The organism is Pseudomonas putida (assembly GCA_041071465.1).
In the GTDB taxonomy this organism is placed as follows: domain Bacteria; phylum Pseudomonadota; class Gammaproteobacteria; order Pseudomonadales; family Pseudomonadaceae; genus Aquipseudomonas; species Aquipseudomonas putida_P.
The window spans coordinates 1242428-1266047 of sequence record CP163498.1 but is presented as its reverse complement, the minus strand read 5'-3'; the positions used below and the strand labels follow the sequence as shown (position 1 = coordinate 1266047).

22 protein-coding genes and 2 pseudogenes are annotated in these 23620 nt (G+C 55.7%); 12 read left to right on the top strand and 12 right to left on the bottom strand.

Features of this window, described 5'->3' with window-relative positions; genetic code table 11:
- Positions 1-20 precede the first annotated feature (20 nt).
- Entirely contained in the window at positions 21-698 is a 678-nt protein-coding gene (locus AB5975_05895) for a hypothetical protein (protein XDR21412.1), read from the top strand.
- Positions 635-1456 (top strand): sensor histidine kinase, encoded by an 822-nt coding sequence (locus AB5975_05890; protein ID XDR22928.1) that lies wholly within the window; start codon positions 635-637, stop codon positions 1454-1456. The genes AB5975_05895 and AB5975_05890 overlap by 64 nt, the downstream gene beginning before the upstream one ends.
- Positions 1457-1463: 7 nt before the next feature.
- Here the strand turns inward: AB5975_05890 and AB5975_05885 are convergent, their stop codons facing one another.
- A complete protein-coding gene (locus AB5975_05885; GenBank protein XDR21411.1) occupies positions 1464-1874 on the bottom strand; it encodes a helix-turn-helix domain-containing protein in 411 nt (136 codons plus the stop codon).
- A 636-nt stretch (positions 1875-2510) separates the two neighbouring features.
- Between AB5975_05885 and AB5975_05880 the strand changes: the two genes are divergently transcribed.
- From AB5975_05880 to AB5975_05870, 3 genes are all read left to right on the top strand, one after another.
- Positions 2511-2948, top strand: a complete 438-nt coding sequence (locus AB5975_05880) for a disulfide bond formation protein B (GenBank protein ID XDR21410.1) — start codon at positions 2511-2513, stop codon at positions 2946-2948.
- Positions 2945-3589 (top strand): DsbA family protein, encoded by a 645-nt coding sequence (locus AB5975_05875; protein ID XDR21409.1) that lies wholly within the window; start codon positions 2945-2947, stop codon positions 3587-3589. Before AB5975_05880 ends, AB5975_05875 begins: the two co-directional genes overlap by 4 nt.
- A gap of 554 nt (positions 3590-4143) precedes the next feature.
- On the top strand, positions 4144-6231 hold the full coding sequence (locus AB5975_05870) for a heavy metal translocating P-type ATPase (GenBank protein XDR22927.1): 2088 nt from the start codon (positions 4144-4146) through the stop codon (positions 6229-6231).
- 444 nt (positions 6232-6675) lie between these two features.
- Here AB5975_05870 and AB5975_05865 read toward each other — a convergent pair whose 3' ends face one another.
- The 4 genes from AB5975_05865 to AB5975_05850 all read right to left on the bottom strand — a co-directional run bounded on the left by AB5975_05865 (position 6676) and on the right by AB5975_05850 (position 10841).
- A complete protein-coding gene (locus tag AB5975_05865; GenBank protein ID XDR21408.1) occupies positions 6676-6900 on the bottom strand; it encodes a hypothetical protein in 225 nt (74 codons plus the stop codon).
- A 129-nt stretch (positions 6901-7029) separates the two neighbouring features.
- Entirely contained in the window at positions 7030-8055 is a 1026-nt protein-coding gene (locus AB5975_05860) for a hypothetical protein (protein XDR21407.1), read from the bottom strand.
- Between the two features lie 297 nt (positions 8056-8352).
- Positions 8353-9660 carry an OprO/OprP family phosphate-selective porin gene (locus tag AB5975_05855; protein ID XDR21406.1) on the bottom strand — a complete coding sequence of 436 codons (1308 nt, stop codon included), beginning with the start codon at positions 9658-9660 and terminating at the stop codon, positions 8353-8355.
- 290 nt (positions 9661-9950) lie between these two features.
- Positions 9951-10841 carry a LysR family transcriptional regulator gene (locus tag AB5975_05850; protein XDR21405.1) on the bottom strand — a complete coding sequence of 297 codons (891 nt, stop codon included), beginning with the start codon at positions 10839-10841 and terminating at the stop codon, positions 9951-9953.
- Between the two features lie 257 nt (positions 10842-11098).
- Here AB5975_05850 and AB5975_05845 point away from each other — a divergent pair, with 257 nt between their 5' ends.
- From AB5975_05845 to AB5975_05835, 3 genes and pseudogenes are all read left to right on the top strand, one after another.
- A complete protein-coding gene (locus tag AB5975_05845) occupies positions 11099-11518 on the top strand; it encodes a GtrA family protein (protein ID XDR21404.1) in 420 nt (139 codons plus the stop codon).
- A complete protein-coding gene (locus AB5975_05840) occupies positions 11484-12467 on the top strand; it encodes a glycosyltransferase family 2 protein (protein ID XDR21403.1) in 984 nt (327 codons plus the stop codon). Before AB5975_05845 ends, AB5975_05840 begins: the two co-directional genes overlap by 35 nt.
- Positions 12461-13912: pseudogene (locus AB5975_05835) on the top strand (ArnT family glycosyltransferase). Before AB5975_05840 ends, AB5975_05835 begins: the two are co-directional and overlap by 7 nt.
- An 82-nt stretch (positions 13913-13994) precedes the next feature.
- Here AB5975_05835 and AB5975_05830 read toward each other — a convergent pair.
- Entirely contained in the window at positions 13995-14219 is a 225-nt protein-coding gene (locus AB5975_05830) for a hypothetical protein (protein ID XDR21402.1), read from the bottom strand.
- A gap of 266 nt (positions 14220-14485) precedes the next feature.
- Here AB5975_05830 and AB5975_05825 point away from each other — a divergent pair, with 266 nt between their 5' ends.
- Complete coding sequence (locus tag AB5975_05825) at positions 14486-15073, top strand: hypothetical protein (protein XDR21401.1); 588 nt, start codon at positions 14486-14488, stop codon at positions 15071-15073.
- Between the two features lie 58 nt (positions 15074-15131).
- On the opposite strand, the gene AB5975_05820 is transcribed toward AB5975_05825, so the two are convergent.
- Both AB5975_05820 and AB5975_05815 read right to left on the bottom strand, forming a co-directional pair.
- Positions 15132-16550: a heavy metal sensor histidine kinase gene (locus AB5975_05820; GenBank protein XDR21400.1), complete on the bottom strand. Its 1419-nt coding sequence runs from the start codon at positions 16548-16550 to the stop codon at positions 15132-15134.
- Positions 16547-17221: a heavy metal response regulator transcription factor gene (locus tag AB5975_05815; GenBank protein XDR21399.1), complete on the bottom strand. Its 675-nt coding sequence runs from the start codon at positions 17219-17221 to the stop codon at positions 16547-16549. The genes AB5975_05820 and AB5975_05815 overlap by 4 nt, the downstream gene beginning before the upstream one ends.
- A gap of 680 nt (positions 17222-17901) precedes the next feature.
- On the opposite strand from AB5975_05815, the gene AB5975_05810 reads away from it, so the two are divergent.
- Positions 17902-18228, top strand: a complete 327-nt coding sequence (locus AB5975_05810) for a DUF2790 domain-containing protein (protein ID XDR21398.1) — start codon at positions 17902-17904, stop codon at positions 18226-18228.
- Positions 18229-18260: 32 nt separating this feature from the next.
- Here the strand turns inward: AB5975_05810 and AB5975_05805 are convergent, their stop codons facing one another.
- The 3 genes from AB5975_05805 to AB5975_05795 form a co-directional block, all read right to left on the bottom strand.
- Entirely contained in the window at positions 18261-18611 is a 351-nt protein-coding gene (locus AB5975_05805; protein ID XDR21397.1) for a DUF3147 family protein, read from the bottom strand.
- Between the two features lie 157 nt (positions 18612-18768).
- Positions 18769-19674, bottom strand: coding sequence for a cation diffusion facilitator family transporter (locus AB5975_05800; protein ID XDR21396.1), 906 nt, complete (start codon positions 19672-19674; stop codon positions 18769-18771).
- A 54-nt stretch (positions 19675-19728) separates the two neighbouring features.
- A complete protein-coding gene (locus AB5975_05795) occupies positions 19729-20067 on the bottom strand; it encodes a zinc ribbon domain-containing protein (protein XDR21395.1) in 339 nt (112 codons plus the stop codon).
- A 490-nt stretch (positions 20068-20557) separates the two neighbouring features.
- On the opposite strand from AB5975_05795, the gene AB5975_05790 reads away from it, so the two are divergent.
- Together AB5975_05790 and AB5975_05785 are read left to right on the top strand one after the other, a co-directional pair.
- Entirely contained in the window at positions 20558-22255 is a 1698-nt protein-coding gene (locus tag AB5975_05790; protein ID XDR21394.1) for a phosphoethanolamine transferase, read from the top strand.
- 476 nt (positions 22256-22731) lie between these two features.
- Positions 22732-22995: pseudogene (locus tag AB5975_05785) on the top strand (hypothetical protein).
- A 272-nt stretch (positions 22996-23267) separates the two neighbouring features.
- Here AB5975_05785 and AB5975_05780 read toward each other — a convergent pair.
- Positions 23268-23612: a cupin domain-containing protein gene (locus AB5975_05780; protein XDR21393.1), complete on the bottom strand. Its 345-nt coding sequence runs from the start codon at positions 23610-23612 to the stop codon at positions 23268-23270.
- Positions 23613-23620 lie beyond the last annotated feature (8 nt).

The following is a 23620-nucleotide window of genomic DNA, read 5'->3' as shown; positions in this document are numbered from 1 at the left end:
GCCGAGGACCAGGAGGCGTGATGGGATTGTTTTCTGGACGGATGCGCACCTGGCAATTTCGGGCGAGGCCTCCTGAGCGTTCTGAACCGCTCAACCTGATGCTGCGTTTCTCGCTGACCAGTTTCATCATCATCGGCGCGGTGGCTCTCGGCCTTGCCGGGTTTTCAACGCGCTTTCTGGTCAATGAAAGCTTGGAACGCGATGCGTTGCTTTCGGCTCAATTCATCCAGTCGATCGCCGTTGGTGAAATTCGTCACCATGACCTGACGGGGATGAAGATGGGTGACGTCTTGTCCGCTGTGCGTTACGGCATGCTCACGCGGGGCACCGCAGAGAATCGTCAGCGGGCGCGATTAGAGTTTCTCGATCACCTGTCCAACCTTCCAGACCTTCTGTTGGCCACCATCTTCTCGCCGGACAAAGAGGTCATCTGGTCCACCAACCCTCAATTGGTGGGCCGCAAGCTTGAACACGATAGCGTGCTGGATAGCGCTTTTCGCTCAGGGGGCGAGTCAGTGCCCGGTACGACGAAGTCGAGCCTGGCAAACCAGAGCAACAGTTCACTCGGTCACCGAAAATGTTCTTCGTCGAGAACTACATTCCCTTGCTGGATGATCAAGGCAAGGTCTTGGCGATGGTCGAGATCTACAAGGAGCCAGTCGATCTCTTCGAGCGGTTGGAGCGCGGTCGCAGGCTGATCTGGGCCGCAACAGCACTGGGTGGGATGGCAATCTACTTCGGTCTGTTCTGGATCGTGTGGCGAGCGGCGCGACTGCTGACCGAGCAGCAGGACCAGTTGGTGGCAAACAAGACGTATGCCGGCTTGGTGGAGATGTCCACCGCAGTCGCACACAGTCTGCGCAACCCATTGGCAAGCATCCGCAGCAGTGCGGAACTGGCACAGGTCATGCCAAGTCAGCCAGCCGTTGGAAACATCGCGGATATCATTGCGCAGGTCGACCGGATGTCGGGGTGGGTGAATGATCTGCTGCAATACCTGCGGTCGCTGCGCGGCGAGGCAGAATCCGTGGACCTGGTGGCCATCACCCGTGAGGCGGTGAGCAGTTTCGAGGCACAGCTTCAGCAATCGCGGATTCGCACTACGCTGGCGATCAGCGGTAAGGTCGAGGTGATCAGTCACACCTTGTTGCTGGGACAGGTCCTCAACAGTGTGCTGGCCAATGCGATCGAGGCGATGCCAGAGGGCGGAGAATTGCGCTTGTCGCTAAAGCGCTCAGGCACCGCCGAAGCACTTCTGTTGATTGACGACACCGGCCCCGGGATTTCCCGTCAGCAGGAGATATCCGCGTTCAAATCGTTCTACACCACCAAGCAGGGTGGCCTGGGCATCGGCCTGTTCATGGTCAGCCAGGTGATGGAGCATTTTGGCGGCGAGGCGACGTTGCTCAACCTCGAACCGCAAGGCACCCGAGCCAGCCTGCGCTTCCGTTGCTGAACAAGAGTCAGCAGTCGTGCCGGGTCAGCGACTCGATGATGCGACACTCTTCGATCACACCGCCTTTGCAACATCCCAGCAGCCGCTGCAATTCAGCCTCAAGGGCTTTCAGGTCGCGTATGCGGCTTTTCACCTGACTCAATTGTTGGGCGACCTTCGCGTCCACGGCCGCACAGGACGCTTCGCGGTGGTCAGCGAACCCCAGAAGCTCACGGACATCATCGAGGGTGAAACCCAGGCCACGGCTGCGGCGCACAAACAGCAGCCTGTCACGCTCAGCTTCCCCGTAGATCCGGTAGCCCGCGGCGGTGCGGCCACTTGGCGGCAGCAGCCCGAGCTGCTCGTAGTAACGGATGGTCACGGCCTTCGTCTGCGTCGCCTTGGCCAGTTCACCGATGCTCAACGTTGTTTCGCTCATGGAGCTTGACCTTATAGTTGCTATAACCCTGAGTCTACGCGAACCGACTTGAGGGAGCGAACTGCATGAAGTACGGCGCGGATCTATGTCCTTGTGAGTAGTGGGGCGACACGTTTGCCGCGAGGGCTGCTTGTGGCCGCTTGGTTTCTCGCGTTGGCGCTGAATGTGATGCTCTGGGGGCAGGAAGTGGTGTTGGCTCAAGCGCCTGGGGTGATTTGTCTTGTTCAGTTGATGCTGCTCGTGCCAATCCTGTGGCTGGCGTCGACAGCGCTGTATCGCCACGGCCAGAGCGCCCTTTATCGGGGGCTACTCTCAGCGGCAGCAGCAGGCACGCTGGCCTCTTCGATCTGCTGGTGTATTTGCAGCCGGACATTGGCCCAGCAGAGGGTAACATCCGCTGGGTTCGACATGCCGGCGAAACCATAGGGCCGCTGCCTTCGGCATTGCTCGCGGTTCTGATCGTAGTCTGCTTACTCAACTGCCAACTCCAGGCGTACTGGGAGGCCCGGGCAAGTCAGTGATACGCACAGAGCACCAGGGTTGACCTTATAGCCGCTAGAACCCTGATGCTTATACTCAGACCCTCGACAGTGTTGATTGTCGATTCCGCCTCAGAACTCGACCGGGCTTCTCTCTATGGATGCAACATCAAAAACGTTACCGAGCGACGCCGGGCTGCTGTTCACGGCTTGGTTGCTGGCACTCGTTTCGACGCTGGTAGTGCTGTTCGTGGGTGAAGTTATGGGGCAGGAGCCCTGCGTGTTGTGCTGGTATCAACGAGCGTTCATGTTCCCGCTGGCCATCATGCTTGCCGTCGCGACGGTACGGTGTGATTCGGACATCTGGCGCTATGCCGTACCACTCGCAGCCGCGGGTTGGCTTGCAGCCCTGTATCACAACCTTTTGTACTTCGCCGTCATCCCGGAAGCCATCAAGCCCTGCGGCACAGGTCCTTCATGCTCAGGAGTGGACATGACGATGATGGGCGTACTGCCCTTGCCCTCACTCTCGCTGGCTGCATTCACCCTCCTGATCATTCTTCTCTTGCTTCTTCGTCGGAACGCCAAACCATGAGCAGACGCACTGCGGTCATCATCATCAGCCTCCTTGCCATCGCGGGTTTCCTGGCGGCTGCATTCATCTACAAAGGTAAAGAGCCCGCACCGGAGGTGGCCGTGCCGGTGCAATCCACCAGCGCGCTGCTGCGTTTCAATGCACCCAGTTTCGGGCCCGCCAAGGCTCCAGTCACCATTGTGGAGTTCTTCGACCCATCATGTGAAAGCTGCCGGGCGTTCTATCCGATCGTCAAACAGATGATGGCCAAACACCCCGAGGACGTCAGGCTGGTCCTGCGCTATGTGCGCTTGCACGTTGGCTCTGAGGAGGCCATTCGCTTACTGGAGGCTGCGCGCAAGCAGGGTGTATTTGCGCCTGTGCTGGAAGCCGTCCTGGAATCTCAGCCGCAATGGCATGACGACGCCACGGCTGCGGCTGCGTGGGAAGCCGCTGCCTTGGCCGGATTGGACGTCGACAAAGCGCGCTCGCACATGATGTCGCCGGACATCATCGCAGCCATCGAGCGAGACACTCAGGATGCCAAAACACTGGGGGTCAAAGGCACGCCGACATTCTTCGTGAATGGCAAGCCGCTGCTGTCATTTGGTGCGCAACCGCTGTACGACCTGATCCGTAGCGAGATCAGCCAGTCACGCTGAGCGTGACCTAACTGTCAACGATGCCCCTTGTCCCTATAGTCGCTATAGGGTGTTTACTGATGTCCATCGATGCTCAGGAACTGCCTATGAAAAGCTGCTGCGGTGACAAACCCTCCAACACCAAAGGCGCTGTCGAAGTGTTCGACCCAGCGGCAGCGGCTGATGTGAATGCTCAATCCTCATCCTGCTGCCAGGGGAATTCGCCGAAGCTGTCTGCCCAGGAGTCTGGCCTTTACAAGTTAGCCGAGCCGGTAGGTAGCCCTGCACCGGACAAGCAGGAAGAACAAGCTGATGCATGCTGCACCTCAGGGGAGGCGTGCAAGGTTGAGACTGAGCAGTCCTCGGTCGAGAGCTGTGCGACAGGCTGTTGCGCTTCGTCTCCGGTTGCACGAGCCGCATCGTCCTCCACGCTGTATGCACTGGCGGAGCCAGCAACTGCCGCGAACGCTTCTACTCCGCTGTTCGTCCATGCCAGCGCTAATGTGAAGGTTGATGAATCGCGTGCGCCCACGGGAGAGCGGCGCGGTCAGTTCGAAAGATTCAGCATCGCCCAAATGTGCTGCCCAACCGAGCAGACCATGATCGAAGCGAAACTGAAGAAGGTCACCGGCATTCATGCCCTGGAATTCAACATGATGAACAGGACGATGGGTGTCTGGCACGAGCTGGCTGACAGTAGCCAGATCGTGGCCGCCATTCATGCACTGGGCATGCAAGCCGTGCCGGCGGCTTCGTCTGGGCAGGGCAGCGACTCGGCAGCCAAGGTTGTAGCGCCCAATGCCCACGTAAGCCGCTGGTGGACCATTGGATTGGCCGGGATCGCCGCAGTGTTCTCGGAAGTGCTGCACTTCACCGCCGCCGCACCTGAGTGGGTGGTGGCCCTTATGGCCTTGTTGGCCATCGCGTTGGGAGGTCCGTCCACCTACAAGAAGGGTTGGATTTCGCTGCGTAACCTGAACCTGAACATCAATGCGCTGATGAGCATTGCTGTCACGGGTGCGGCGCTCATTGGCCAATGGCCGGAAGCGGCGATGGTCATGGTGCTGTTCACGCTGGCCGAGCGGGTTGAGGCGAGATCCCTGGATCGCGCACGCAATGCAATCAAAGGCCTGATTGATCTGACGCCTGACCGCGCCACAGTGCAGCAGCACGATGGCAGTTGGCGGGAGGTCGAGGTCAAAGGTGTTGAGCTGTGGGCTATTGTGCGCGTGCGCCCAGGCGAGCGCATAGGCCTGGATGGTGAGGTGATCTCGGGGAGTTCGGCGGTCAATCAGGCTCCGATCACCGGTGAGAGCTTGCCCGTGGACAAGACTGTGGGTGACCCCGTGTATGCGGGCACGGTCAACGAGTCTGGCTCGGTCGAGTACCGCGTGACGGCCAAGGCCAGCGATACGACATTGGCGCGGATTATCCACGCGGTCGAGGAGGCACAGAACTCGCGGGCGCCGACTCAGCGATTCGTGGATCGTTTCGCCCGAATCTATACACCGGCAGTGTTCTTTTTCGCGGTTGCCATTGCGGTCGTCCCACCACTGTTCATGGCTGGCGTCTGGACCGAATGGATCTACCGTGCGCTCGTTCTGTTGGTGGTCGCTTGTCCTTGCGCGTTGGTCATTTCAACGCCGGTAACCATCGTCAGCGGGCTGACTGCCGCGACGCGGAAGGGGATTCTCGTCAAAGGCGGTATCTACCTAGAGCTTGGCGCCAAGCTCAGTTTCATTGCCTTCGATAAGACCGGGACACTGACACATGGCAAACCCGTACAAACAGATTACCGTCTGTGGGGTGAAGTCGCTGACGTTTCCCCTGAACTGATCGCGGCCAGCCTGGCGGTCCGCTCCGACCACCCGGTTTCCCAGGCAATCGCCAAAGCAGCGTCGGATTCGCTGGACCAGTTGGCCGATGTCGAGCAGTTCGAGGCGCTGCCAGGGCGAGGCATCCAGGGTGTCATTGGCGGTCACCTCTACTACCTGGGCAATTACCGCCTTGTCAGTGAGCTGAGCTTGACCACACCCATCCTTACCGGCGCCATGGATGCGCTGGAGCGTGAGGGTAAAACGGTAGTTGCGCTGCTCGACACACAACGTGTGCTTGCCATTTTCGGAGTGGCCGACACTATCAAACCTTCGAGCCAAAAGGCCATCGAGGCTCTCCACCAACTCGGCATCAAGACTGCGATGCTGTCTGGCGACAACGAGCATACCGCTGAGGCCATTGGTAGGAGCCTAGGCATCGACCAGGCGCGCGGAAACTTGCTTCCAGCAGATAAGCTCGATGTGATTGGCAAGCTCCAGAAGGCCAATCATATAGTGGGCATGGTAGGTGACGGTATTAACGACTCGCCGGCGTTGGCTAAATCCCAGATCGGCTTCGCCATGGGCGCAGCAGGTACCGGTACCGCGATTGAGACGGCAGATGTCGCGCTGATGGATGACGACCTGCGCAAGGTCCCTGCATTCGTGCAACTGTCGCGGGATACTGTCAGCATCCTCAAGCAAAACATCTACTTCGCGCTAGGGATCAAAGCACTGTTTTTGACCTTCACCCTGATGGGGCTCGCCACGATGTGGATGGCAGTTTTTGCGGACGTGGGGGTCAGTTTGCTGGTGGTACTAAATGGTCTGCGGCTCTTGAAAAAGTGAATGGCCCATTGCTGAACGGCCTGAGATCTTAGAGCGCAATTCAATCGCAAGGGAGTGGTATAGCAAAAATGATGAGCGGTTACCCTGCAATTGCCCTACACGCCTAACATTTTCTACCTAGGCTCGTGACGTGCCCAAATTAAAGCGGCGAGGGTGCATGAAGATATGCGTGAAGTGGTTTGGGTCGTAACCTATTCGTGGGCATTTGAACAAGCTCGCGAACTTGGCTGCGTCATAGTAAAGCTCACCTGCGACCGCGCTCGCCCTGACGCGCATCGCTTCTCTGAGTCATTGGGCTTTGTGCCCAGCCATATCAGGATTCAAAATGAAATTCTGAATGAAGGCTCTGCAATAGCGAGAAAGGCTGCCTTGATTAGTGGGCCAGCTGATCCTGGAGTAGAAGCACCGGGCGGGCGCAGATAGCGCACGACCGGTGCTATTCACTCACTCGTCGATACCGATACGCTTGAGGCTTTCAAGGGCCTTACCACACTCAGGTGAGCCATGCCGTAAACCGCAGGCCAAGGCAGCTTTGAGGCTCATCACACCGCCTACAAAACCGACTTGATTGCCGACTCCGTGTCCGTCCGAAAATCCCTGATCATACGCAATCTCGACAAGCGCATTGATCGCCGCCAGGGTGTCTTGTTTGTTTTTACTGTTCTGCATATCTACTCCGCGAGCATTCAGCTCATATCGCTCGGTTAGGTGGCGGCACCTTCAGGTTTGGGCTGAGCGAATCCCGCTCCCATAGCCAATCCCTTCAGGGGAGGGCAAAGCCCCGCCACCGAAAGAAAATCAGCTATTGAGAGCAGGTGGCTCGTTTTGGTCATCGGTGCTGCTCGCATCCCCGCACTGGCACTGAGTGGGTACATCCGGATAGCCGCTGTGTTTCTCGATGAACAGCGTTCGGCAGGTTTCGCACCCATAGATCCGCGGCAGAGACTTCAAACCCTCTGGCAACACATCGCTCAGAGGCTCGTTATGCCAAGGAGCTCCGTCAAGGATCCTGGAGCGCAGGATGTTTCCCAGGCGCCAGGTGTCACTTTGTGCGCGCCAGGACCACATCGGCGCAGAAAGCGAATACTGGATGAAGGTCTCTTGTGACTGCCTGGCGAGCGGGTACTTGGGGCGGGTCCAGCCGGAATCGATGATGCTGAAACCCATGCCCATTTCTGCGCTCGGATGGGTCTTTTCACCAAAGAAACGGTCATGCGTCGCTGGAGCCGTCGCATGATGGTCAGTCGGTGGGAATACCCACAAATAACACTCATCTCGGTTCACCATGCTGATGAGCTCGCTTGGCCCGCGCATAGGGGAATTTGCAGCCAAGGCGAAGCGATCCTTCCACGACATGTTGGGAGGCGGCGCAATACCAGCAGCGATGGCCAACGTGGCCGTCTTGGGGACGAACCGATCGCCGAGCTCGTTCAGATCCAGATTCTTGCAGAGGGCTTTGAAGGCCTTTTTGCGAGTCTTCGAGGTGAAGGTGGGGTCAAGAAGCAGGCGAACCTGGTTCACGCCGATTCCCGCGGTTCGTAGCACCTCGATGACCTCTTCTGCCACACCGACTGCTTGAAGATCGGTCAATCCCAAGCACTTTTTCGCACGCTCGACCGCCGCGTAGAGGTTGTACTGCCGTGTGTCGTTGTCACGACTGACCTGGATTGGGAGCTTGTCTTGGGAGGCTACTTGCGGTGCAACGGAGCCGATGGCCGCGTGGAACAGCTGGTGGATGTCCTGGTGAGAATACAGGCGGCCAGAAGCCGAAAACGAGGCGTGCAGCTGAGCAGCGAGAGGTTGAAGCAGCTTTTTGGCAGACATGACTATCCCCTAAAGAGCGACGTTGGGGTAGCTGCGCTTGTAGGGCCGTTAGACGCGAAGCTGGACGTCGAATCAGGTTCAATCATGAGTAGGAGTCAGGTTTGATTTGCTTGCACGGCCACCATGCAAAGCCCGACGCGGCAATCACACCAGATTCGCCGAGCGTTGGCAAGAGAGGTCATCGGTAAGCAAAAGCAGGTAGGAGGAGGGCGCTCCATGCTTGATCACGTCAGAAACAGGAAAGCCGGAAGCACATACAGCGCTTCCGGCTTTCTCACGTCAGACTGATGAGAGGGATCAGAAGACGTATTGCAGACGGGTCACGATGGCATTGCCGCTGTCGTCGCCCACGGTGTTCTCGTTATTGTCGGTACGCACGTTGATGTAGTTGGCACTGACTTTCACCGCCTCGTTGACGTACCAGTTCACACCCACAGTGTGGCTCTTGGCCTTGCGCTCGTTTGATTGGTCCGCTGCGGTGACCAGGTTGCCGTCTTCGACCTTGATATCGTCAAAGCGGTAGAAGACTTCCCAGGCCCCCAGTTCCTTGTTCTCTGGTTTGATAGTGTCGAACTTGGCACCGTCGAGCTTGTAGATACGCGGCTCGCCGGTCAGGGTGTAAGCCATCTGGGCGTAGTAACCGGAGGCCTTCATGTCGTTGTTGGCCTGGTCAGCTTTCAGCTTGCGGCGAAGGTATTCCGCTTGCACCGAGAACGGGCCGGTGGCCCAGGCACCTTCGAGACCCCAGACCGAATCGTCCTTCCACAGGCCATCTTGTGCGGCGGCACCGCCAAACAGCATGCGGTTACCGTTGGTGCCGGCATCGCCGCCGCCATTGGTATCTACACCGCGAACGCCCAGACGCGAACGAATCCGGGTATCGACCGCACTGTTTTTGAGGTCGCGGTAAGCGTACTGAGCACCGACGTGCAGGACGTTGCCATCACTGTGCAGTGGTGCGAACACGCCACGTACGTTGTAGCGCTTGGTGCTGTCGCCATCCGAGTTGTTGTTGGTTTCACTGAACACGCTACCGGAGACATAAGCCATGTCAGCGATGGTGCTGGTGGCTTGTACACCCATGCCGGCGTTGTCGTTGATCCAGTCCGCCAGGTCGTACGAGAGGTTCCGCTCCATGGCGGTGGTCCACTTCGAACTTGTGGCTTTCTCAAGACCGAAGTCGGTATAGAAACGGCCGAACCGCAGTTGGACCGGCTTGAAGCCGGTGTAGGTCAGGCTGGCTTCGTCGAAGTAGCCGTCGGAGTCGTTGCCCGTGTTGCGGGAAAGGTCGTAGTTGAGCTGATACTTCCAATCGCGGTACAGCACGCCGCCGAGCTCAAGGTAGGCGCGACGGAAGTACCCTGCGTCAGCGGTATCGCCATTCTTGGTGAAGACACCATCGAACCGGCCGTAATCGGCCTGAACTCGGCCGCCCAGTTTGAAACTGAATTCCTTGTCAGAAGTCGATACTTCAAGACCGCCCTTGGTCTTCAGAACGATGTCAGCTCCGTCAGTGGTTACTGTTCCGGAGAATGCTTGCGAGGAAAATGTGCCTATTATTGCGGCAGCCAACAGCTTTTCCCGCATGTTCGAAGAACGGATCATTGCTTGCCTCTCGTATGTTAAGTGCTTAGGTACCGACGTTGTGTTTCGCCCTGCGCCGGCCTAAATTGATCTTGCAGATGGGAGCAGGCCACGGTTGTCACCTGCTGTAACAAGATGCCTTTGTTCTAAGCACTCTGACTAGATTGCAAGCGAATATGACAGTTGTGTTTCTTAAGTGTTAACGGGAGAGTTTCAAACCTAACAAAACTGTTACCGAACAAGCCAGTCTTTCTTATCAAAGAAGCTCTTCTTGATCAATCTTCGAATTTCCAAAACCTGGGGATTACGTATCAATTTCGATTTGATAACAAGATAGACATCTTTCTCCTCCAGGTCGTCCAGGAAACCCGGCACGGGTAGGATATTTTTCTCTCCAGTTTTCGGCTGTAGTCGGGCAGCACTCCAATACACGCACCACCAACGACAAGGCCTCGTGATAGGTTGTAGCTCTTGACCCGAGTGGTACCGCCCTGATGCTCAGACATTATCGATGCCCACTTTCGTGAGCCCGCCAAGATCTCTTCATCCCAAGGGACAACGAGCATGAAGTTGTGCAAATCCAAGCTCTCCACAGGAAGGGTGACGCTCCTTGAGTAGCGGCTGGAAATGAACAGCGCGTGCCCAATCCGGCCGAGCCGTTCAAACCTATACGTAGGATGGCGATCAAAAGCGCCCTCATCATCTGGGCTCACGAAAGCGATACCCACATCGACTTCACACTCAGAAAGCATCTGCGTTGTGCACTCTGAATGGATTTCCAGCCGCATTTCGGCATGATCGCGTACGTAGGCGACTAGATCGCGGTTCACGATGTCGCTCAGCACTGGCTCTGTGATCGCGATGGTAAGCCTGGAGTCCTCCTTTTCACCAGACTTGCCCAGGCCTTCAGGGCCGAAGAGTTGGCACAGGTACTGGCTGACCCTCTCGCCTGTCCGGGTCAGAGCAAGCTTGTTGTGCTTGTAGACAAACACGGGAGCACCAATGTGCTCTTCCAGTTTCTCCAAGCGTTTGCGAAGGCCTACCACTGGCACATTGAGCCCTCGGGCAGCCTGTTTGAAACTGGCACAACGTGCTGTTGCGAAAAACTCTACGGCCAGCTGATCATCAATTGGCAGATCATCCAATATGTCAGGACTGTAAGAAACAACGCTGCTTGTATATGTTTCATTTTGTGTAACCATTCGATCCCCCTTCATTCGGGGAATCTAGCTCAATGTCGTCTGACATTTCCTTATCTTGACAACATTGTAATGCACAGGTCATGCGTGCGTTATTGGCAGGCCTTTATTTCAAAAGCGTAATCCTCAGGCAATCCCTCTGATATTGTAGCGTGCTAGTCTAGTGCGCCAACTCATTACTTATCATATATAGATTCAGCTAATTAAGCATTTACATTTAGTTCACTGTTTTTTCACCTTTGCCTCCATAGGCTTTGGCCATGGAAAATCAAAACCCACCTCTTATTACCTTACTAATTCGTTATCTGGGGATCGGCTTCATAGCAACGGGAATCCATTACGTGGTGTTCCTAGTGCTGGTTACGACAGAATTTGCTACTCCGTTGCTGGCCAGTATCTGTGGCGGCATGGTTGGCGCAATCGCAAGCTTTATTGGAAATAGGGCGCTCTGTTTTGTGGCAGATGGCTCTCGTAAGTTTCAGCCTGTCAGGTTTGCACTGGTCGCGTTAGCCACAAACTTCGGCAATGGCGTGGGTATGTGGTTCCTCATCAAGTCGAATCTGTCACCGCTTATCTCCCAAGTCCTAGTGACCTTAAGCCTCACTGCACTTGGATTCATTGCACATCGTTTTTGGACATTCAATCATGCAGACATTACATCGCTTTCCCGAGCGCCCTGATCCCTTGTTAACCATCGTGGTCCCTTGCTTCCAGGAAGAGGAAACCATCCCCGAGTTCCACCAGCGAATCACCCGCGTGGTTAAGCGCTTACCCGTCTCCTGCGAAATCCTCTATGTCGACGACGGCAGTAGTGACCGGACAGCCGACATTCTTCGCCACTATCAGGATGGGTCATCTGTACGTTGCCTGTCCCTGAGTCGCAACTTCGGTAAAGAGGCTGCACTGAGTGCCGGGATAGATCATGCCCGTGGCAGTGCGCTGATTTTCATTGATGTCGACCTGCAGGATCCACCAGAGCTCATCGCGGCCATGGTGGACTACTGGCAACGCGGCTACGACGTAGTGAACATGCAGCGCAACTTGAGAATCGGTGATTCGTGGTTCAAGCGCATGAGTGCCCGGGCTTACTACTGGGTCATGCAGCGCCTGGTGGAGAAGGTGGACATGCCGGCCGATGTCAGCGATTTCCGATTGATTGGGCCTGCGCCGCTGGCAGCACTGCGGGCGCTGGACGAACGCTCCAGGATTCTCAAAGGCATGATCGGCTGGGTAGGCTTTCGTACTATCGAACTGCCCTACAATCGCACTGTTCGCCATGCCGGGAGCACCAAGTGGAATGCATCTGGCCTGTTCAATCTGGCCATCGAGAGCATCGTCAGCTTCTCTCGCAAACCGCTGCGCATTTTCAGCCTCATCAGTTTCGGACTATTCGTCTCCAGCATCTGCTACATGCTCGCGTCGCTTGTGGCAGGCAGTTTCGACATCCATCACCTGATCGTCGGAATGGCTTCATTCATGTGCGTCGGTGTCGCCATGGTGGGAGAGTACCTGGGCGTGACACTCGCGGAAGTGAAGCGCCGGCCTCTCTATTTCCTGAAGCACAGCAACAAGGTAGATCCCGTGTCACTCCACCCTTCGATGGCTTCGATCGAGGGTAAGAAATGCTGAATCTGAAGAACGAGAGGACGCTGTGGTTGATCCTGGGTTCGATTTTGCTATTGCGCTTGGTGGGGCTGGGCATCTACCCGCTGATGGACACATCTGAGGCCCGCTACGCTGAAATGGCTCGCAAGATGGTCGAGTTGAATGACTGGATCACGCCCATGTTCGACTACGGGTACCATTCTGGGCAAGCCTCCGTTGTCCTTCTGGACTCAGGCCGCGAGCATGACGGTCTTCGGCGTTAACGAGTTCGCTGCGCGTTTCCCAGCGTGGCTACTACACCTGGCAAGCTGTTTCATCATCATCAAACTCGGTACGCAGCAGATTTCTCGTAACGCCGGCATCTGGGCTGCCATTATTTTTTCCAGCACCACACTTGGCCTGGTCTCCAGCGGTGTTGTGCTGACTGACCCTGTTTTGTCGTTCTCGATTCTGCTGGCCAGCTACGGTTTCTGGCGTTGGATGAAGTGCGCCAGCAAGGCGGATGCCTACCTGATGTTCGCAGGTCTCGGGCTGGGCTTGCTTGCCAAAGGGCCGCTGACCCTTGTGCTTATGGGGGCGCCGGCATTCGCCTGGTTCGTTATCTACAAGGAATGGGGACGGGTACTGAGGCTTCCCTGGATTAGCGGCCTTGTGCTCATGTTCGGTATATCCGTGCCGTGGTATGTCGCGGCCGAAATGAAAACGCCCGGCTTCATGGAGTACTTCTTCGTTGGTGAGCACTGGAGCCGCTACGTCGTCAGTAACTGGGCAGGGGACCTCTATGGTAGTGCTCATGCCAAGCCGTACGGCAGCATCTGGATCCAGCTCGGATTGTCGCTACTGCCATGGGCCTTGTTCCTACCACTGTTGATCCGCAAGCGTGGATCGATGCAGCGCTTCGAAGCCTACCTCTGGCTGTGGGCCTTGGCGACACCGGTCTTCTTCACATTTGCAGGCAACATTCTGTGGACCTACCTGCTACCCGCGCTGCCAGCGTGGGCCTTGCTGCTGTCTGCACGGGTCAGCGAAGTTGGCCCGAAGACCACCTGGGCTGCCGCTGCGAGCGCATTGGTGTTGCCAATCATCGGTGCGGGCATCATCTACGCCGGGGTACTGAGGAGCGACCTCAGAATCAGCGAGATGTGGTTCAAGCCTGGCTCAATGTGCAGTCTGCTCATTCCGCTCCCCTGATCTATCCTGGCCGCCGCTCATACTCGTCGGAGTTTTACAGCAGCGGGAAGTCCGAGAACATCAAGGATCCTGCCAAGTGGCCGCAGGATGGCTCGTTCTATCTGTCCAGGCGCTTGCGAGACAGCAAGGATGGTCTGCCCGCTGATCTAGCTTGCACATCGATTACCGAAGCGAACGCCAGCCAGCTCCTGCTGTGCCATTGGAAGCGTACCGCACAAGGTGCCGAGGGTCTGGCCGGAGAAAGCAATGCGGAAACGCCTCGCAAGAACGAAGGCTAAATTCCAAGCACAAAAAAGCCAGGTTTTACCCTGGCTTTTTTGTCGATTACTTTCGTCATTTGAAGTCCTATTTAACCGCCGATTAATTGTCGGCTTGTTCCTTACCATCCTTGCTTTTTTCTTTCTTTTGCTCTTGAGCGACTTGTTGTTTGTTCTGGTCCGAAGAGTCATCGCTCCATAGGCGAGCCTGTTCGGTTCGGAAGTTCTCGTTGAACTGTTTCGCTCGCTCGAAGCCGCCTTCAGCGTAAGCGGTACCCATGAGACCCAGCAGCAGGCTGCCAATAGCGATAGACTTGACAAATTTCATTGTGAACCTCGGTTCATACTAGGCCTACCTGATTAGCGGCCTTTGTTGGTTTGTAGTTTAGGAACGCGAAGCTAACGACAAGGTGAGTCAATAATTACAATTCCGTAATTTTGGCTGCAGATAGGATGCGTTAAATCGTCAAATCTGGAAGGATCATGTCTATCTCGGCACTGTCGAGGGCGACTTCGAATTTTGTCTTAAATTACAATTTTGATATCTAGCGCGTTAATTCAGCGCGGCGTTGTTGGCCGCCCTAGGAGATAGCCATGAATGACATAGAGCCCTGGGCAGTTGCTATCGGTGACTTTCGCCGCTGCACTGAAAAACTCACTGTCCAACTCGACGAGCTGACCTCGCAGACGCGCACCTCCAGCGCTGTTCTGGAGAGGTCGAACGAACTGGTGGAACAGGTGGACGCTGTCGGCCGGCAGATTCAGGAGGAGGTGCGAAAGGCGGAGAAGGCTTGGTCGAATGCGGAAGAAGTTGCCTTGCGCGCCGCTGCATCAGCATATTCAGCTGCATGCCGCGGAGTCGAAACCGCCATCCAGCCACTGATTTCGGAGCTTACAGCAGCGACAAAGGCCGCGGACGCCTCTATCCAGGAGCTCAAGCGTGCACCGGTGCTGGCCAAGCGTTATGTGATGGTGGTTGCCACGGCGTTCTTCATTCTGGCGCTGATCTGTGTCTACTCGACAATGCGCCTGATCGATGCCGCCGGCAGCGTAAGTGCTCAAGAGAAAGTGAATGCTCAGTACTTCTCCCACCTGTGGAAGAATGCCAATCCTGACGAGCAGAAGATCATCAAGTCGGTGATTCTGCGGTCGCCCATGGACCCTGTGGTCCTCCGGCACTGATGCATTGAGGCAAACAAAAAGGCCCGTCGATTGACGGGCCTAATCGTGTCTGCGCAATTTAAGCGGCGGTCATTGCCGGCTGCATTTGCTGGGCTGCGGGAAAGTGAAGGTGGAACCACGTGAAGTTTTCTTCGGTCACCTCCACGCTCGCCGACCCTTGGTGCAGGCTCATGATCGACTGCACAATGGCCAAGCCAAGACCGGTACCGCCTTCGCTCCGTGCTCGGCTCTTGTCCACACGGTAGAACCGCTCAAACAAGTGCGCATGGTGTTCCTTGGCAATACCGCGGCCGGGGTTGCCGACACTCAACGTCGTACCGCTCGCACTATGCTGCACCTTCACGTAGACCGTGCGGCCGCGAGGGCAGTAACGGATCGCGTTCGAGACCAGATTCGAGACGGCACGTTGAACCATCAGGCGGTTCCCGCGCACCACGTCATCACTGCCAGAGATCTGCAGCTGGATCTCGCCTTCTTCTGCCGAAATGCTGAAGAGATCGCACACTCGCTGAACCTCGTCCACCAAGGAAACGGGTTCGAACTCCACCATGGATGCTGGATGACTGACCTGGGCCAAGAACAGCATGTCGGAAACCATGCGGCTCATGCGGTCCAGCTCTTCTGTGCACGACTCTAGAACCTCCCGGTACTCGGAAAGCGATCGTTCTCTGGTCAAGGCAACCTGGGCCTTGCCCATTAGGTTGGAGAGCGGTGCCCGAAGTTCGTGAGCAAGGTCGTCAGAAAACTGCGAGAGCTGCTGAACCCCATCATCCAGGCGAGCCAGCATGATGTTGATACCGTCGGCGAGCTTCTTGAGTTCTGCAGGCATCCCATCAGTTGGAAGGCGATGGTCGAGGCTCTCGGTTGAGATCTTCGACGCGATCTTGAGGAACTTGGTCAGTGGCAGCAGGCCTCTGCGCACGGTCCACCAACCAATGGCCAGGATCAACGCGAGGATGACAGGGGACATCATTAGGCCCCAGGTTAACAACGCATCGAGTAGGGCTTCATTGGATGACTGATCAGCAGTCATGTAGACGCCGACCTCCGTACCATCGCCCAGAGTCATGGCCTGAGAAGCACTGAGCAGGGGGCGTCCGTTATAGTCGCTCCACTCATATTCCGTGGTCTGCGCCGCAGCCTGGAACCTATGAACCTCTCGATTGATCTGTTTGGAACCGATGGTGAGTAAAGGATCTTCACTCTCTGCGGACCTGTAGATGCTTACGTAGAGGTTGTTCTGGCCTGTGACCAAATCCACCAGCTTGTGCGAATCTGAACTGACATCGGCAATATCAGTGATTTCGGAAAGGCTGTGCGCCATTGCCTCCATTTTGACGCCGAGATCGATGCGAGCATTTCTATCCAGTGCTTGCCCAACCATCATGTAACCGAAGGTAGCGAACATCAGCAGCAGCGCTGCGCTCATCAATCCAACTTTTAGTCCCAGCTTTGCAGCCAGGCTGAATGGCCTCATGCGCGTTCCTCAAAAACGTACCCAACGCCACGAAGCGTGTGAATGAGCTTGGTTTCAAACGGGTCATCGATCTTCGAGCGCAAGCGCCGGATGGCTACATCGATGACATTGGTGTCGCAGTCGAAATTCATATCCCAGACCAACGAGATGATCTGAGAGCGAGTCAGCGCTTCGCCCGTTCGGCTCATGAGCAGGTGCAAAAGCGCAAATTCCTTGGTGGTGAGATCGATTCGTGTGCCACCGCGGAAAACGCGATGGCGGACGGAGTCGAGTTCTAGGTCGGCAATTTTCAGCGAGCTCTTCTCTACTAACTCATCACCACGGCGTTGCAGCGAACGGATGCGTGCAAGCAGCTCAGGGAATTCGAATGGCTTAACAAGGTAGTCATCCGCGCCGCCGTCCAAGCCCTTGAGCTTGTCATTGATGCGTCCGCGGGCGGTCAGCATGATGATGCGGACCCGGCTGCTCTTGCGGATGGTTTCCAGCAGATCCCAGCCGTCGATACCTGGGAGGTTCACGTCCAGCAGGACCAACGAATAGACATTAGTGTTGAACAAGTGCAGGGCATCTACACCGTTGTGCACGATATCTACGACATACCCGCTTTCGGATAGGCCCTGCTGAAGATATTCGGCAGTTTTAATTTCGTCTTCCACAACTAGAACGCGCATAACTTATCTCAAGGTGTGAGGAAGGAGTTGGCCTAATCCGCCATGGTTGCAGGCTGTTCGAAAGTTTGGCTGGGGGTATGGCATGTGGTAGTCGCTACCTCTGTCCATACGCCGGGTCACCTGAGGACGCTTGAATCTTAACGCGAAGAAGCTGGTCGCGGCGAAATCCTACAAATTTGTAATGTAGCCGCAAGATTTCTGACAGTCATGCAGGCTCCACCCTTGAGCTTAGCGGATTCTGGGGCCTGCAACGGTGTACGACAGCTTCGCCTGACGGGTGGAATCGGCCAGGACAGGCAGCATTTCTGCCGCTAGCTGGCGGGACTGGTACTGGCCTTGGATCGAGTGCCATGCAGGCAGTCCCCATGGACGGCCCCAAACCCCTGCGCCTTTCTGTGAATTAGTTCACGCGAGGGCTCAGTATTCTCTCGAATAATTATCTTACAATCTATTACATGTCCAAATTGTAATTGCGCGATCATCTTGGTGTTAGCCTCCTTTGCTAGTTTAACGGCAGCGTAAGAGGCATTGCTGCTTTGGAAATTGTCTCATTTCAAAGCAGCTTGGCAAGAGCGACGGGCAGTTGTTCACGCCAGTGCATTCACCTGTAAACCATACGCTCCTTTGGTAGGTGAATTTTAGCGCCCCCCTACGGGCGCTTTTTTATTAAGGGACTTCTTATGAACACTACTGTATCAGCGATCGCCGTGTTTATGCTCTTTACATCACTAACAGCCAATGCCCAAAGCGGTATGGAGATCAATCAACGCATTGAGCGATCTGCTAGAGAGGCTACTGCGGATTATGCTCAGCGCGTAAAAAAGCCCATGCCTCAGCTTGAAGACTACGCCTATGGCATGGACCTTGACGTTAGTAAGTTGGTGTATGTATCGCCCAGCGTGCGGTACTGCGGTAACGTGAGAAGCATGATGACCTACGAAGACTCAAAGGGCGAACTACATATGGTTCGCTACCTGGTCAAAGGTGAGTGCATCAATAGTCGTTGAACGGCCCCTGAATTGCAGTCCTGGCTCGTGACTTATAACAGCTCAATGCCAAATCGACGGAGCAGCAGGGCAAAGCCCCCAAAGCTCACCATGGTGATGACGATACTGCTGATAAGCGTTGGCCAGAATCCCAGTTTGGGCAGCAGCACTGGAAAAGCGATGAACATCGGCAGGGTCGGCAGCACGTACCAGAAGGTGTACCAAGCATGATTGGAGATCTTCTCCATGCTCTGGTTCTCCAGGTAAAGCCAGACCAGCGTCAAGACCGTGACCAGCAGCAGGGCGGCGACCAGCCCGCCCAGCTTGTCACTGCGCTTTGCCAGCTCCGATACGAGAATCACTAATCCGGCAGTGAGTAGATACTTCGTGATGATCCAAGCCATCGCTGAACCTTCTGGAGGTTATGGTCGGGGCAGGCGAAGCCATTCACCAACCCCTCTCGAAGTGCTCCTGCCGTTTACGCCATCCTTCACCGCATGTCTTCTACGACATCACCCTCAGCCAGGAGGGTGATGTGTTTGTTTGGTTTTTACCGATCGATCAGTGTGAGGGCGACGGAACGCTTTCGTGGAAAGCTGCCCGCTCGATCTGGATGGTGCAGTGATGGATTTCGAATGCATCGCTGACAGCATCCACGACGGCCGCCAGCACAGCATCCCCATCTGCAGAATCCCGTATCACTACGTGCGACGTCATCACGTTGCTGCCACTGCTGACGGCCCAGACGTGCAAGTCATGAACGTCCGTAACGCCATCTACGCCGAGGATGGTAGCCTCGATTGCCGTCACGTCGAGCCCCCTCGGCACACCCTCCATGAGGATTCCCAGGCTTTCGCGAAGCAACTGCCACGTCCGCGGCAGAACCCAGAGGCCGATTGCCACAGCGACAATCGTGTCGACCCAAGTCCAGCCGGTGAAGCGGATGATGAGTGCCGCGATGATTACGCCTAGCGAGCCGAGCATGTCGCTCCAAACTTCGAGGTAGGCTCCTTTGACGTTGAGGCTCTCGTTGCTCGCAGATGCCAGAAGGCGCATCGAAATTAGGTTGATGATCAGGCCGGCGATTGCGATCCACATCATCGCTCCGGTAGCGATCTCCGCCGGCATGAAGAAGCGCTGGTAGGCCTCATACAAGATGTACATCGCCACCAGGAAGAGCAGCACGGCGTTGAACGTCGAAGCCAGAATTTCCAGGCGCGCATAGCCGAAGGTTCTTTTCTGATCTGCCGGCCGCTTGGCTATCTGAAGTGCAATCAGTGAGATCGCCAAGGCGGCAGTATCTGTGAACATGTGAGATGCGTCCGACAGCAGCGCCAGGCTGCCGGTAATCCACGCGCCGATCACTTCTGCAATCATGAAGCTGCCAGTCAAGGCGAGCGCCATGATTAGCTTCTTCTGATGCCCCTCGCGTACTGCAGCGCTGCCATGGTCGTGATTTGAACCCACGTATTTCTCCTTGCGCAGGGTTGTGGTCTCGTTGGCCTTCCTGTCTAGCTAGCCTTAGAGCGTCGCTTGGCCACACTGACTGCAAAATCTTGCTCCTGCACTCAGCAGCGAGCCGCAGGCGGTGCAACCACTCGATAGCGGTGTTCCGCAGTTTAGACAAAAGCGTGCTGACGGATCGTTGGCCGTCCGGCACTGCCTGCAGCCCTGCAGATCTTTGATGGGGGCTGGAGTGGCAGGGCGCCCGCCGTCATACACCTGATTGCCGCCGTCGCAGCCCTGCTGCCGGCCATGGCGATCATATTGCTCGGCCCCATGTCCCCCGCTGTGGTGCTTGCCTCCACCGTGGTTTTCACGACCATGGTGCCCGCCCAGGATGTTTTTGAAAAAGCTCATGGTATTCGCCCCTCATTGATGGGTGACATATTAACGAGCAAAAGTTGAAAATAATGTTCTGCTCGCGAGAAAGACTTGTAAGTTGAATTGAAAGTTCAAAATTAGCCTACGACAAAACGAAACCGTTTTGTTCGTGAAATTAAATTTATCTAGCTGAGCGGCGCATTGTTTTTGGTGGGTGGTATTCCCCTAATTTTGATCATAGCGTGATCATTGACAATCAAAGCAGCAGTTATTGGATTTCTGTCAGCATTGTAATCCCGAGGTCATCGTGTCGTTATCAGGTCCCGGAAATAATGCGCTCAGCGAGATTCATTTCTCTTTTTATCCCTATGCCTCACACATACTAAGCGTCCCCAACGCGTAGGGGCCCAAGGCCTCTGGCGCTCCGCACATTGCGCAATCGCTCAGCATCTGTCGACGGCTTGCCTTGTAGCTCCCGCTAACTCCATAGCTACCGCCATGGATAAGCAGCTTCCAGAGTTTGATAATGACACCTTCCAAATCCATTGTTCACACCCTGTTAAGCAAATGGATCTTTGCTATTCGCAATGCGCGGCAGAAAGGCATCAGTACTAATTTGCTAATCGGCCTGGTGACTTTTTGGTTGCTGCTATTCGCGAACGCTGAGCTCTGGAACGTGCTCTGGACGCTGGTATTCAAAACCGATGAAGTGAACTGGCTGCTAGCTGCTAGCCTCCCAGTCATAGTATTCGCATGGGTGTTTACCGTTCTGAGCTTGCTGTCATGGGGGCGGCTGGCCAAACCCTTGCTGTGTCTGGTACTGATCAGCGCGTCTTTCGCGAGTTACTTCATGAATGCCTACGGCATCGTGGTCGATTACACAATGTTCACCAACGTTGTGGAGACCGACGTCGCTGAGGCAACCGAGCTGCTGAATTGGAAGCTCGGTCTTTGGGTCGCAATGGTTGGGGTGTTGCCCGTCTACCTGATTGCCCGGGTTCCCCTCCGGCGTAAGCCTTGGGCCAAAGCTTTGGTCAGCAGGTTCATTGCTCTGTCGCTCGCTCTGTTGACCTTATCTGGCATCGCGTTGAGTCAGTACCAGTCGTATGCCTCCTTGCTGCGCAACAATCGGGAGATCCGGCTGATTCTGGTACCTACCAACTTGTTTGCGGCTGGCCATGGGTACCTGAAGCGTCAGCTGGCCTCACCTAAAACGCTGACGGCCATTGGTACTGATGCGGTAGTTAATCGACAGGGTGCGGCTCGTAAACCCAGGCTGCTGGTACTGGCAGTAGGAGAGACCGCTCGCTCCGCCAACTTCTCCCTCAACGGCTACTCCCGTGAAACGAATCCGGAACTAGAAAAGCGAAATGTCATTAGCTTCACGAACGTGAGCTCCTGCGGTACCGCCACCGCGGTCTCGCTGCCATGCATGTTCCTGGACGTGGGTAAGGCCCAGTACAAAGATGGCTTGGCCAAGAGCCGAGAAGGGCTGCTCGACGTGCTTCAACGCGCTGGCATCAGTGTCATGTGGACTGACAACAACTCGGGGTGCAAAGGGGTCTGCGACAGGATTCCCAACCACAAGGCTGCCTCTCACGCGGATTCCCAACTGTGCACCAGCGAGGAGTGTAAGGACGGGGTGCTGCTCACGGAGATGCAAGACTTCATCAAGCGCCAGGAAGGCGATGCTGTCCTGGTGCTCCACTACAAAGGCAGTCACGGCCCGGCCTACTACAAGCGCTACCCCTCGCAATTCAAGAAATTCGCACCGGTGTGCGAGACCAACGAGCTCGACAAATGTAAGCAGGAGGAGGTGGTCAATGCCTACGACAACTCAATCCTCTACACCGATTATGTGACTGCAAATCTCATCGATATCCTGGCGGCCAACACCAAGTTCGACACTGCGCTAATGTACGTTTCGGACCACGGCGAATCGCTGGGGGAGGGTGGGCTCTATCTGCACGGGCTGCCTTACGCGATGGCTCCTGACGAGCAAACAAAGGTGCCGTTGGTACTTTGGATGTCTGACTCGCTCGCGAAGAGCGAAAAGGTCAACGTGGGTTGTTTGAAAGCTCAAACCACGTCACCGCTGAGCCACGACAACCTGTTCCACACCGTGCTCGGCATGATGAACGTCCAGACGTCCTCGTATCGCTCAGCGCTGGATTTCACAGCCCCTTGCAAGCCCTTGGCCGGAGGCTCTTATTCAGGCCTTTAAATGTTCGATATGGCCCGGATCATCGGCCAGGCGGCTCTGCACAAGCCTGCTTTGACAGCTGAGAGAAGCTGGACTAATTACATAGCTGCATCCAACAACCCAAGCGGAAAAGGAAGTTTTGCATGAGCATCAAGCCAGGCCCTAAGCGCACCAATGAAGATGGCACTCCGGACAAAAGGCAGCGAGTCACCCCTGAGAAGCAGAAGGACCATCCGGACCTGAAACCTCACAAGCACAAAAAGGGGGAGTAAGAGAAAAGCAGCTCTCGGGAGCTGCTTTTTTGTTTAGGCTGCGTGCAAACCTTCCTGACTGTAGTCGTGAGTCTTCTGCTTTGCGTGATCGGTTGGGGTTGTTTTAAGTCACTACAAGGTGGTCACTTGTCGGGCGCGACTCACAAAAAGCTTAGATCGGCTTGATTACCGCCTCGCTTTGGCTAGCTTGGAATCCATCGCTATCCATCGATTGCAGGGGGCTGCATGCGTTTGCGCGGAGATGTTTATTGAAGCTGGGCAGATCCTACGCTTCATCACCGGACCCACGAAGAGATCCTGAATGACGGATTTTATCTCGACGTGCAGGTAAAGCTTTCGCGGAAAGCCGCAACGCAGCTGTTTATCGGTGTGTACGCGCCGTCGGGAACCGCGCTTTATGAGGAAGCGTTCGACACCCGGCCGAACGAATCAATGACGAGCGCGTTGGCCTGGGGAGTCGCCAGAGCGCGTGTCGTAGCTACGTTGTAAACCACTTTTTTTCACTGTAAGCCACTGTGGTTTACAGTGAAAAAAGTGGTTTACAGCAGGCCTCCTCAGGCTTGAGTCAGCTCCAGCAGATCGCCCAGTTCCTCCCGGGCCATCTTCACTCAACACTGAGCCAGTCGTGAGGTTGCACCGCACAAAGTCTTCCGCATCTATGTCCCGCTTGGCAGAATTCGAAGGCGTGATGTCTGTACCTCCTTCAAATCCGCGATCATGGTCATGCGCCGACGCGATGGCGCGGCGCTGCCATTTGACATTTAAGAGAATACGAAATATTTGCGTACGGTCTCTACTACTTCCCAAGTTCCGGAAAAGCCAGGCTCTATAATAAATTTGTCGCCTGCTTTGAGGTGAATTGGCTGCTTACCATCGGGGGTAATCACGCAATAACCTTCTTGGAAGTCGCAGTACTCCCATTTGGTATAGGCCACGCGCCATTTACCGGGCGTGCATATCCATGTACCCATAATCTTCGAGCCATCTTCCGAGGTGTACGAGTTCAGATTGACAGTGTGAGGCTCGCCCGACAGCCGTTCCCAGGTGCATGCGTCAAGAACTGGTAAAGGGGAGGTGTCGCGCAGTACAACGATTAGGTCTTTCATAGAATGTG